We start from the raw sequence: 11868 nt of genomic DNA, 5'->3' as shown, positions 1-11868 counted from the left end.
TCTAAATCTATTATACAGATATTTAAATTTCCCGTCTGGTCATCACAGGTATACACACTTTCTGTTGCTGGTTTCTATACCTGTCGAGATGCACTCGCGCCAAGATCGTTTTATAATATGGTTAATAAGGATGGCTAAAGGACGGAATATAGAATCGAGGTAACTGTCGTATGGAATTACAGACCCAACCCATCAGAGGACGATTCGCCCCAACACCATCGGGATGGATACACTTAGGAAACGCTCGCACCGCCTTATTATCCTGGCTGCATGTTCGTTCCCTGGGCGGAACCTATATTTTGCGTATGGAAGATATTGATATGACACGAGCTCGCAGCGCATTGGCGCAAGGAATTATGGAGGATTTGCGCTGGATCGGACTGGATTGGGACGAAGGACCCGACATTGGCGGTCCCTACGGTCCTTACACTCAGAGCCAGCGGCTGGAACGCTTCCAATCTGCATTGGAGAAACTTCAGGGGCAAGATTTACTGTATCCTTGTTTTTGTAGTCGGGCAGACATTATGGCTGCCGCCCATGCTCCGCACGGACTGTCTGGTGAAGGACCTGCATATTCAGGGGCATGTCGTAACCTTAGCTCTTCAGACGCTCTGGCTAAAGCACAGCATAAATTCCCTTCACTTCGTTTTAAAGTACCGCAGCATTCAGATGCTATTATTTCTTTTCATGATCAGGTAGCTGGTCATGTTTCTTTCGCTGCGGCGGAGGGGGGCGATTTTATCATCAAACGGGCAGACGGCATGTTTTCCTATCAGCTTGCTGTCGTCGTCGATGATGCGGATATGCATATGACCGATGTGCTGCGCGGCTATGATCTTCTCGATTCGACTCCCCGCCAGCTATTGTTATACCAAGCTCTGGGCTTGCAACCACCGCGTTTTGCACATGTTCCCCTTGTCCTGGGCCCGGATGGACGAAGACTGGCCAAGCGACATGGTGGCGTAGCACTCCGAGCCATGCGTCGGCAAGGAGTTACACCGGAAGCCGTCATTGGCTGGCTCGCCTACTTTTCCGGGCTACTGGATACTCCCGAGCCTGTGAAGGCTGTGGATTTAATCGCTGGCTTTCATTTGGACAAACTGCCCAAAGAACCCGTCATTCTAACAAAACAATGCCTCATGAAATTATCTGCACTGCAACGGTAATGGGACAAAGCACGGTAAGCAAAATGTGCGGGCAAGGGCATTCTGCCCTTGGCTCCTCTCGCTGTTATTCCTCTAGTCGCTGACGCACAGCAGACTCATATTCATAAAATACAGACGACGTATTCAGCCCTCTTTCCTCCAGCAGTATACGAAGACGAAGTGATTTTTCAGTCAGCCTGCGACTGATCCGCTGTTGCTCTCCTGCCTCATGACAAGCGTGAAGCAAATCACGTAGCTGGACACATTCCTTTTGCAGCTGAAGCTCTTCCGGTATAATACCTGCATTTTTCAACAGCTTGTACGACATCCGCAGCTCTTCTGGAACATGTGACAAATCCTCAATCACCAGTGGCTTGCCCGCTCCCGGCAAATGATCAAACTCCCCTTTGGCCATCGCTTCGGCAATCTTCTGCTCTGCCATTCTAGAGAACATTTTCATCCACTCCTTGTATTAAGCATCCTATGTACAATCTATATTAAATAAACCTGGAGTCCTTTGCCACTGTAGCTTACATATTATGAGGTTGTCCTGTATTCCTGTAGGAGAGTGATGGTTATTCTTCGATCCCAAGCAACTGACATACTTGTTCTCTATATTTTTTGGCCTTGCGTGTTCCATGAATGAGATTGGACAGGCGGCTAGCAGGAATATGATAGGTGTCACAAAAAGTTCTCTGATCCATTTGAATTTCAACTAGCTTTTGTTTGATTTTCCAGCCAAAAGGGGTTACAGGATTCCGTTTGTTCAACAGCGTTACCACCTCTTCATAGTATAGGATTTAGGATTTTTATTGGAGTTTGGAGATTGGAGTTCGTCTTCCTTTAAAGTACATCATGCACACACATTAGCTAAGATTTCATTTTACAGGTTTGGTATTGATTCAATAGTTCATCCAGTTTCATGGATTGTTCAATTACTTTAGGATGCGTTAAAAACCCATACTTTTTCTGCACTTGGTACAGTTTATTTCTGGCCCGTTCGACACGAAGTAAAGTCACACCTGGATTCATCAGCATGATTCCCCCTTCTGTGTCATATTCTAATGTAAAACGTAAACTTTTGGATTTTTTGAAAATTTGCTCGACAAAAAAATGCTTCTGGAGTATTCCAGAGGCACTTTTTGACGTTTTATGTTTATTTAAAATGCAACTGACTCCTACAAGCTGAACTAAAAACCTAACTATTATTGACTATACAGTCGGATATTAATCCCTTTGCCACCCCCTCCGTATTTCCAGAATAAAGTCAGGCGTGGGTTAAAATCTGTGGCAAAAGTGACCGCTTTACTTGCACAGCAATATTCTTCTCTGCATTTTCCATATACATTTATTTTTTCAGCTTGGAATCAACATTGAAAAATGATTGATTACTACTAATAATAAAACAATCTTTCTTTCCGCCCTTCTCTAACTAAACTCTCATACTTTGTACAAAATCTAAGGTCTGCAAATTGTTTGAACTGCTCAAATAATTTTATGCAACTAATGAAAAAAGCTTCTTTGTTAATGACTAATGATTTAGATAACACGTCTAGTAAGTGTTTAAATCCAAGTGAGTAATTAGCTTTATTTAAATAATATTTGGCCAGCTCATATTTAAAACGTGTTGATTGTTCTGGAACCACTTGATGAGTGTACATATCAGCAGATAATTGCTGTTGGGTAATTGAATCAATCTTCATTTCGAACTGTTCAAGTATGTCATCCACATCAACTTGATATCGGTTAGCCGTCATCATAATATTCAATAATTGAGTAACCAGTTCATTAGTAGTATTTGATGATATGCTAATATATTCAACATAATCCGGAAGTACACTTATATCTCCAGATAGCAGTTTATTAACGCAAGTATTACATAGCGCCCAATTTTGAAACAGTTCAAGCCAATGCAGGGTATCCTCGTCCGTCTCTTTGACCCAATCTAAATTAGCGTAGGCGTATGTATATTCCAATGCCTGCTCATAATCGCCTTTGGCCTCATATACACTGGCACACAATAAATCGGCATAGGTAATATACACAAACAGGGGACGAGTCAGCTTTTTTTCAAGTTGCGCATGGTTTCGCTTCTTCTGCTGATGCTCCAATGTGTATTGGATTTCAGCTTTATCTCTCATTTTGTGAGCAATCACATCAAGCCTGTCCCATAAGCGCAAAGAACGATACACATTCGCCAAATCCTTTAAGGCATCAAGCTGATCTATTTCATCCAGTCGTTCCACGACGGGTTCAAATAATGTGGCTGCCTTGAGATTAAGGCCCTGATCGTCTCCAACTTGAATCGTGAATATACGATATTGATAGATGGCCAAGCGTTCAGAATGCTGATATTTCTCCACTTCTGCGACATTCTCATAAAGCAGCAGCGCAGCAGCATGTCTTCTCTGTTCAAATAATGCTTCTGCAATATCAAATAGTCTGGATGCATACAGCGGATTGTCCATAATATGACCAACCATTCGACGGATTGCATCCAGCTTGTCCAGCTCCGCACAACGATACAATAATGGCTCGATTCGCCTAAAATTCGGAGAAAGTTCAATGATATAATTTTCTATGTATAGATCGTAAAAATAGCCTTCTGGCAAATCCATAGCCGCAGTAATCCGGTCTAGCTGCTGGACAGAAACAGGACGATGCTGAGTAATCCAATTACTAAGCGTTCTTTGATGAACCCCTGAATATTCGGCAAATTAACTCAACGTCATATCATTTTGTTTTAGAAATCCTCAAACTCCGCTGAAATCGTAGGTGTATGCTTCAAGTCATAACCACCCTTCACATAAAAATTCCATAATTTTAAAAAACACTCTCTATTTTTATCCAAAATTAACCATATTCCAATATATGATGCAACTAATGTTTATAGTGAAAATTCAGCATAGCTTACATATTGAATCATGTGAGACGAGCGACATCCTGAAATGATTGGATTGATCCAAGTAAAAGGTTCAATGAGTTGACATGACTAATTCATATCCCATGTGCATTCCCACCAGTAAATGATCTAGAGGCAACTATGTTGGGTCTTTTAATTACAAGAAAAATCCCCTGATATTGATGCAATCAAGGGATACATAAGTTCATTTCTCGCGCTTTGATAATGCGAAATTGATTATTTCTCCAATCACAATTCCTGTCAAAATTGCATAGATTCCTATAGCGCTCACCTTATATCCTAAAGCGTAAAATAACCCTATACCTATTGCGTAGCTCAATAAAATCGTTACATAGCGTTTTAGAAACTTACTCATGGTAATTCTCATAAGCAACTCCCCAGTTAATTTTATGCTTCAACATAGTAATGTTAGTTAATTATTGCATAAAAGTAAGGGGGAGTTTGTCGAATAAGAAATCGTTAAAAAAAACTTGCACTATTTACTGCTGGGCGGGGCACGAAACGAGACTTCTGTTTCATATCATCCATGCACTCACATGGAGTATAACCAGCTTATCCGATAGGAGGCACCAACAATAGAAATTTTTTAAATTCACGCACTCATATAGAGTGCGACGACAGCGAAAATGAAGGAACTAATACCCTAATGGTATCAATTCCATACATTCTCGAAAAAACGATGCTTAAAAAGCTTGAATCTACTATTGACAGCTAACAATAAAAGTGAATATAAATGCACTTCGACAAATTTCGAGGTGCGAAGGATCTGGGGTTTTTATGTGAGCTTCACATTCGCACCGTAAGCAAGAATACACTTAAGATACCACAAAACCTCTGTCTATCCCAGAGAATGCTCCATTTTCTAAAACAATAATGACTCTGCCCCGTCAATCACAATTTGTGCGCCAGTGATGTGACGCGAATGGTCAGACGCCAAAAATGTCACCAAATCAGCAACCTGCTCGGGTTGTCCCGGTCCATCTGCTAAAGGCTGATCTCCTTCGGGAAATTGCACAGGGATGGTGATCCGCTTTAACCCTTCCGATTTCTCTGTGGTTTCATCAATATTCGTCGAAATGGCCCCTGGATAAATAACATTGACACGAATACGGAACTTAGCCAGCTCTAGGGCTGCCATTTTAGCAAAACCGGTTTGACCTGCCTTTGATGTGCTGTAGGCGGACATCCCAAAGCTGGTAAAGCGCTGATTTCCATTAATCGAGCTGGTAATGATAATGCTGCCGCCACCGTTCTTTTTCAAATGCGGTATTGTATACTTCACCGTCAGAAAGGTGCCCTCCAGATTCGTTGACAAAGTTTGCCGCCAATCCTCAATGCTCAACTCCTCGATCGGTGCAACAACCCCGTTAATCCCCGCATTGGCAAAAATGATATGCAGCCCGCCAAACAATTCAACCGCTTCCAGAACTGCTTTTTCCACACGTACCGGATCGGCAATGTCCACATCAAAAGCCCGGGCTGCCCCTTCACGTATGGCATTAATTTCTCTTTCTGTCTCCAAAATACGATCATTACTTACGTCAAAAAGAGCGACATTTGCTCCTTCTCTAGCCATTTGAATAGCCGTTGCCTTGCCAATGCCAGAACCAGCCCCCGTAATTAGAGCAGTTTTGCCTTCAAAGCGCGCGCCTCCTGTATATGTGTAGCTCATATGTATCGCTCCCTTTCAATAATCTGTATAATCACAAGATTACCCAAAAGGGTATACTTTATAATCACCATTTTTGCGCATTTTTTGTTATTCCTTTGCGAAATTCAGGAAAAGATCGAATATTTCATGCCTTCGTGCATCTTTTCTTCTCTTCTCATTACATTCCGTAATATCTTACCTATTCGTAGACTTATGTGTATTCATCAAAAAAGGACGTCCTACAACCATCAATATGGATGCGTACGTCCTTTTGCTTATTCATTTACCACTGCAGTTCAATAAATGCAGCATCGTCATCAAGTCCTCCGGTATGAGACGCATCCAGCAATACCTGTATCTGCTCATCAGGGACAGGCTCGCGAATAGGATCTAAATCGGACAAACCGTCCGTATAGACTTGTAATCTCATCGGCATATCGGCGGGTATGCTCCTTTCGTACCAATGCGGCTTCCCTCCGATCGGTCCACGGCTAGTAGACCAGCGCTCCGCGGTAGAGAAGGTATGATCGAACAGCTCGCTGATTTCTTCCGCACCGTTCCACAACCGCAAACGCGAATCCCCTTGCCAGGCAAGTCGGAGACGCCCTCGGGTACCTCGTTTCGGTAGTTCGATTTTACCGCAAATATACATGGATTGGCTTCCCTGACGACGTTTATCTTCCAATACTGAACGCATTAAGCCTGATTCATGATCCAGAGGCTGCCGATCCAGCTCCTCTGTAGCTGCACCTGCCAGACGTTCAAGATACTTCTTCAATTGCTCAGCAGACAGATCCTGCCTCTGTTCCAACCAATTCAGTAAAGAAGAACCCAGATAGCGGGCGGCAAAATCTCCTCGGTAACTGAGCCCGACACCATCACACAAGACAAAACAGCAGACAGATTTATGAATACGTACAGCGGCAAAATCCTGTCCGCTTTCCCCCATACTGGCAGATTCAGCAGACCTTCCATAGCCATAACGACACATAAAACGACTGTGATGAGATGATAAAGGCTGATCGCCTGTCTGAGAGCTTATGTAAGCAAATTGCTGAGTCAGCCTTGCATTCAATCCCTTTTTCTTGCTCGTGGGAAGCAGGGACAGCAGTGGATTCATGCTTTAACCTCCTTACCTTACCGTACAGGTGTCGCGGCAGACATTTGAAAACCAATCGACACCAGTTCCGCACAGGTTCCAGGCAGCATCATGATGGCTCCTTCACCTAACTGATAATCTGCCTCAAACAGCATTTCCCGATAGCTTTCAGGAAGTACAGAAGACATATTCCGCAATTTCACAGCATGTTCATCCTGCAACGGCGTATTATGCGTCAGACCCTTCCAGCGACGGGGGTCCTGAATAGGCGTTTCCAGCAACCTGTCGGATAAAAATATATTTTCCACCAGTACATTGCCGTCTGGCACACTCATGTTCATAATACGCTTCGCAATCGGTTCTGGATCGTCGCCTGTAGAAACACCATCTGTCATATGACAGACCAACGGTGCAGGACAATCCTGCATCCCTGGTAATTCCGCCTGCAAAATACGTTCAGCTTGCAAAAAGGCTTTTGCTGAATCTGAGAATCGTTTGGGTGTCAAATCAGGCAACGAACCAATAGCTGCAATTTCATCAATTCCCTTGACACCATTCAGCAGGTCATACACGTCGTCACTATAAGCCAAAATTGCAATCCGATACCGCGCAGTCAACCGATTTCCCTTAGTTGATCGGAAAACCATCTGTCGAATCGCTAGTGATATAGCTTCATACACAACGTCAATACGCCGCCGCCCTTCCATCAGCATGTTCATCGACGCGCTGATGTCAATCAGGTAAATGATCAGGGCGGGAGTACGTTGTGAAGCCTGTATTGTATAATTCATAGTTGGTACATGCTCCCCTCAGTTACCTTATATCTATATCTGTTTCCTAATCTATCATTCTTCCATATAAAAACATACGAAACGTCAAATTTTAGGCAGTCTAAAATTCGAATCTCCTAAAAAGTTATAAATAGAGGAAGCCCGATAGCCGACTTCACCTACCCTACGATAATAAGAAGGATTACTGTCATATAGTGCTCTAAAACGTTTGGCAAAGCTCTTTGCCTTCGCCATACTTCCACCTTCCTGAGAAACATAAGCCTTGTTATACAAGGAAATAAGCTGGAGAACATTCTCCTTGTTACGTGCTTTTATAGCGTCTTTTCGCTTTTGTTCCGCCTCCGCTGCTGCTTTACGAGCTGCCTCTTCCTTGATAGCACGAGCTTCCTGCTCTTTTTTCAAGGCCAGGTATTTCTCATACTTTGCCTGTTGATCATATGCTTTTTGCTTTGCCAGCTTGGCAGCAGCCTGTTTGTTTTGTTCCTTTTGAGCAAGATAAGCCTCGTATTTAACCTGTTGATCGATCAGGGCTTGTTGTTTCTTCTGCTCTTCCTGTTGCTTTTGAGCAGCAAGAGCCTGTTGTTTGGCCTGCTGTTCAGCTTCCTGCTGTTGTTTATCTGTCAGCAATTTTTGAGCGGCTTCCTGCTCAGCAGCCAGCTTTTCCTCGGCTGCTTTTGCAGCCTTCAACGCCTCTTCTTGCTTAGCAGCCTCTATTTGTCGCTGGCTAGACTGATCTGCAAGAATACTCACAGTAGGGATTCCAGCTGCCAATAGAACGACTGCGGCTGATGCTGTCACGATAAACATTTTGGAGCGATACCAGGCTTTCGATTTTTCAGGCTGCTCGGGCAGCTTGGGATTCAGCTGCTCCTCTAGTCCTGTAATCGCAGCCGACACCTCCACATGCAACGGACTACCGTCCTCTACAAAATGATACAGCGAACGATATACTTCCAACGCCGCAGCCGGTTTGTTTTGTTGCTCCAGTTCACGCGCCTGTCGAAACAGCTTGTCCGTTACTCCACGCTCTCCCTGCTCTAGGACATCCTGATTAAGCAATGCAACTTGTTCAGCCTTGAGTGGTGCAGGGGTCGCCAAAGAGGATACCGTTTCACTAGAGGGCCCACCCGTCGCAGCCGGTTCTATTGTTTCTGTCACAGCTGGCCCAGATTCTATAGTCTCAACAGGAATTTCCTGCTCAGTAACCGCATTAAGTACAACCAGCCATTCGCCAAAGGTAGGACAACTGCTTAGATCCTGACTATCCCAAGCACGGCTGAACAACTCTACCACCTTGCTGCCCCAACGGGCTTCAAGCGATTTTCGTAAAATAAAATAACGTTCGCAAGGCGTCTGCATTTCATGCTGATCAAAATAACTTTCGCCCCACGCTTTATCGACTACCACACGGTCAGACCAGCCTAGCATTTCCCCAATAATGATAGCCCCTGCAAAACGGTCTGCATACGCACTCCATAACCCGCTATGAACAGTACGATGTGCAGCATACCCTGGCGATCCTGCCAATAGTGCATCTGGACGATCCATTTTGGTACTATACATTTGCTCCACGTCTACCAATTCGACAGCTGACGTGCCTTCAGGCAGTTCCACTTCAGAAAAAAACGGAAGCATCACATTGGGTGCCGATAAATCACAGTGCGCCAATCCTTTTTGCTCCATCGCTGAACCGATCCCTGCCAGTGCTCTGGCTAAAGCCAGACTATCGGAAGCCTCAAGCTGACGCTGATCTGTGAGACAATCGAACCATGTCATACCATGAACCCATGGCATCAGCACCGCATACAGCAAATCAGGCTGTTCAGCGATCAGACTTCCGTTTCTTTCTGGAGTGAGCACATCACGCTTGCATACCTGCAAACCGGGAATATCCCCGTATGTTTCCATATGCTCCGATTGATAAACCATAGCCGGGATGCGGAACTTCGAAAAAAACACTTTGAGGGCTTTTGCCTCATGTGGCGCTCCGTTTTTGGCATTCAGCTGGTATACGATTCCCTGCCTCCCTGCTTGAGCATAGGCTAAACCGGGTGCAGCGGGGTGTCGTCCAACCACATAAGCTGTGCCGTTTATGATCAATTCGTCTCCCGGATTCGGTTGAAAAGACATGAAACATCCCTCTCCTTATATCGTTCAGTATGCTAGTTTTCCTCACCTTATTATATACATCTATGGATGGCAAGAAAACCGGGTATCCGAAGATCGCCCGGTTTTTCCTGTACAATCTGTGCCAAACCGTGAGGAATGGGTTCACATATTGCTTCTTTGTAGAGTGATATATGATAAGTTCATGCCAATCAGGCAAAACAACTTATTTCGCTTGGTCAACTGTACGGAATTTGTTAGCGATAGCTGTCAACTCTTGGCTAATGCTATTCAAAGTCGTTACGAAAGCTTGCATTTGTTTGCTAGCTTCCTGGAACTCTTGGAAAAAGCGTTGTTTAGTCATACCTTCCCATTGACCTTCCATACCAGAGATGGATTGAGTCAAGCTGGAAACGATCTGCTGACTTTGCTCACCACTTTGTTTAAATTGGTTAGCTACCTGATCAACCTGTTCTGGGGTAATTAAAATGCGTCCTGCCATTTTTTGCGTCCTCCTTGATGATAAAAAATGTTTTTGTTTAGCTGGTTCAAATTGTACTATGGCTATTTAATTCCCTACAAAAGGCAAAGGACCTAATTGCAACAATCCCACTTTTTAACTATAAAACAGCATCTAACAGTACAATCTTAATAAAACAACCACCTAATAAGTCCCATATAAGTCCTATAAAACCGGGAATAGTATAACGAATTCATATGGAATTACAAGCTGTTCCTGATCATCCCGGAACGATCCGAACTAAGCAACAGGCTGATCTCTTGCTATAGACGGATCAGTAAAATACCAATCCTGTGGACTGCTAGAAGACGCCTGCTTCAGAATATCCTGATGCTGCGTGTCTGCATCCAAAGACTGAACACCTGCAATGGCATGTACGACAGACTGCGGGTTAGAAATTAGACTGCTTCCTTCCGAGGCTTGCCCAGGCAGAATAGACGGTGATTGTTGATTCGACCAATCGAGCATCGTGACGGGTCGTCCCAATGGTTGGCTGGCAAATGGCAGAATCGTTTGATAGTTGTGGTCAACAGACTGAAACTGCTCTGCCTTTCGGTTCAGTTGTGTACCTGATGTATGGAGGTAAGCATGAACCTGCTCTGACATCCGCTTGGCTTGCATCCAATGATTCAAGATCGCCTCACGTGCAGATACATCCCAATCCAGCGATTGTAACGCCTGCTCCAAACTTGCTGTTATCTGTTGAATTTGCTCCGCCGCATGCTGTAGCTGCCCGCTAAGCCCCCGAAGCACATCCGGTTCAACTCGAATGCGCATATCCATCACCCTTCTTCTGTCACTTCTTCAGTCACTGCCGACTGTTTCAACCAATTCAATAATAAGTCTACAAACTGATCTCTTGAAGCCATGGCTGCAATCAACCAATCTCCGTTACCAGCAGAGCTCATCCGAAATATCCAGTTCATTGCAGGACACAAGACAAAAGCTGCCCGTTGTGATTCCCACTCCCTGCCGTTCCAGACCAGTAATTGCAATTCTCCCTCGGCTACACGGGAACTCAAAGACTGAGCCAGTCTCATTGCCCCTTCTTCATCGCCGCTAGCCTCGGTCAGCCTACTGCTGATTTGAGACATACTTTCTCCAGCAGATTGCTCGTAAATTTTATTAAAAGCCTGCTTGGAAAACATAAGCGCAGGAGATTCAGGTACAAGCCGATCAACCCAGCCCATTTTATCAATCAATGTTTCGCAAGCCTTTTCCACATTACCGAGATCGTACAGACGATATTCATCGGGTTCATCAGCAGATTTTACAAGCTCCACCACACGCTCATTCGTGCAATGGAGATAGCCTTCAAACTGCTTACCTCTCCTTACATAGCGTATACGGCAGGCCCTGTTGGATAATCCCGCGATAGCAACTCTTGAAAAAACGGTAGGAGGCATAGCCAGATCTTTACCCTTATCCGCCTGCTTTAGATAACCCTTTTCTAGAAGAGCAGCTTTGACCTGCTCCCACTCTTCCGCCAATTCCTCTGCTAGATAGCCCTTAAACGGATCTTCCACCCCAAGCAGTCTGTCAGAACCCAATACGCCTGCCAGAAAAAACAGTTCCTTTGCCTTGAGGGTTATTAACTTCTGCTTGGAAGCTTGAAACGTTAACATTATGAGCC

12 protein-coding genes and 1 pseudogene are annotated in these 11868 nt (G+C 44.4%); 1 reads left to right on the top strand and 12 read right to left on the bottom strand.

Annotated elements, in window-relative coordinates; genetic code table 11:
• The first annotated feature begins 170 nt into the window (after nucleotides 1-170).
• The gene (gene gluQRS, locus FKV70_RS12450) at nucleotides 171-1166 is read left to right on the top strand and encodes a tRNA glutamyl-Q(34) synthetase GluQRS (RefSeq protein WP_142613009.1); all 996 of its coding nucleotides are present in this window, start codon (nucleotides 171-173) and stop codon (nucleotides 1164-1166) included.
• 64 nt (nucleotides 1167-1230) lie between these two features.
• On the opposite strand, the gene FKV70_RS12445 is transcribed toward gluQRS, so the two are convergent.
• The 12 genes and pseudogenes from FKV70_RS12445 to FKV70_RS12390 all read right to left on the bottom strand — a co-directional run bounded on the left by FKV70_RS12445 (nucleotide 1231) and on the right by FKV70_RS12390 (nucleotide 11860).
• Nucleotides 1231-1605: a DnaJ family domain-containing protein gene (locus FKV70_RS12445; protein ID WP_142613008.1), complete on the bottom strand. Its 375-nt coding sequence runs from the start codon at nucleotides 1603-1605 to the stop codon at nucleotides 1231-1233.
• A 115-nt stretch (nucleotides 1606-1720) separates the two neighbouring features.
• Nucleotides 1721-1915: a Rha family transcriptional regulator gene (locus FKV70_RS12440; protein WP_040101527.1), complete on the bottom strand. Its 195-nt coding sequence runs from the start codon at nucleotides 1913-1915 to the stop codon at nucleotides 1721-1723.
• A gap of 100 nt (nucleotides 1916-2015) precedes the next feature.
• Nucleotides 2016-2183 carry an aspartyl-phosphate phosphatase Spo0E family protein gene (locus tag FKV70_RS12435; protein WP_142613007.1) on the bottom strand — a complete coding sequence of 56 codons (168 nt, stop codon included), beginning with the start codon at nucleotides 2181-2183 and terminating at the stop codon, nucleotides 2016-2018.
• 356 nt (nucleotides 2184-2539) lie between these two features.
• Nucleotides 2540-3933: pseudogene (locus FKV70_RS12430) on the bottom strand (helix-turn-helix domain-containing protein).
• Nucleotides 3934-4252: 319 nt separating this feature from the next.
• Nucleotides 4253-4435, bottom strand: coding sequence for a hypothetical protein (locus FKV70_RS12425; protein WP_142613006.1), 183 nt, complete (start codon nucleotides 4433-4435; stop codon nucleotides 4253-4255).
• A gap of 495 nt (nucleotides 4436-4930) precedes the next feature.
• Entirely contained in the window at nucleotides 4931-5740 is an 810-nt protein-coding gene (locus tag FKV70_RS12420; RefSeq protein WP_142613005.1) for an SDR family oxidoreductase, read from the bottom strand.
• 262 nt (nucleotides 5741-6002) lie between these two features.
• Nucleotides 6003-6839, bottom strand: coding sequence for a protein phosphatase 2C domain-containing protein (locus tag FKV70_RS12415; protein ID WP_142613004.1), 837 nt, complete (start codon nucleotides 6837-6839; stop codon nucleotides 6003-6005).
• A gap of 17 nt (nucleotides 6840-6856) precedes the next feature.
• Nucleotides 6857-7609, bottom strand: coding sequence for a vWA domain-containing protein (locus FKV70_RS12410; protein ID WP_013370788.1), 753 nt, complete (start codon nucleotides 7607-7609; stop codon nucleotides 6857-6859).
• Between the two features lie 84 nt (nucleotides 7610-7693).
• A complete protein-coding gene (locus tag FKV70_RS12405) occupies nucleotides 7694-9739 on the bottom strand; it encodes a serine/threonine-protein kinase (protein WP_142613003.1) in 2046 nt (681 codons plus the stop codon).
• A gap of 202 nt (nucleotides 9740-9941) precedes the next feature.
• Nucleotides 9942-10217 carry a WXG100 family type VII secretion target gene (locus tag FKV70_RS12400; protein WP_007430133.1) on the bottom strand — a complete coding sequence of 92 codons (276 nt, stop codon included), beginning with the start codon at nucleotides 10215-10217 and terminating at the stop codon, nucleotides 9942-9944.
• 258 nt (nucleotides 10218-10475) lie between these two features.
• The gene (locus tag FKV70_RS12395) at nucleotides 10476-11012 is read right to left on the bottom strand and encodes a WXG100 family type VII secretion target (protein ID WP_064798160.1); all 537 of its coding nucleotides are present in this window, start codon (nucleotides 11010-11012) and stop codon (nucleotides 10476-10478) included.
• A 5-nt stretch (nucleotides 11013-11017) separates the two neighbouring features.
• Nucleotides 11018-11860, bottom strand: coding sequence for a hypothetical protein (locus FKV70_RS12390; protein WP_142613002.1), 843 nt, complete (start codon nucleotides 11858-11860; stop codon nucleotides 11018-11020).
• Between the last annotated feature and the right edge of the window lie 8 nt (nucleotides 11861-11868).

The sequence above is a fragment of the Paenibacillus ottowii genome, from assembly GCF_006874425.1.
Classification (GTDB): Bacteria; Bacillota; Bacilli; order Paenibacillales; family Paenibacillaceae; genus Paenibacillus; species Paenibacillus ottowii.
This window is presented reverse-complemented; position numbering and strand designations above follow the sequence as displayed.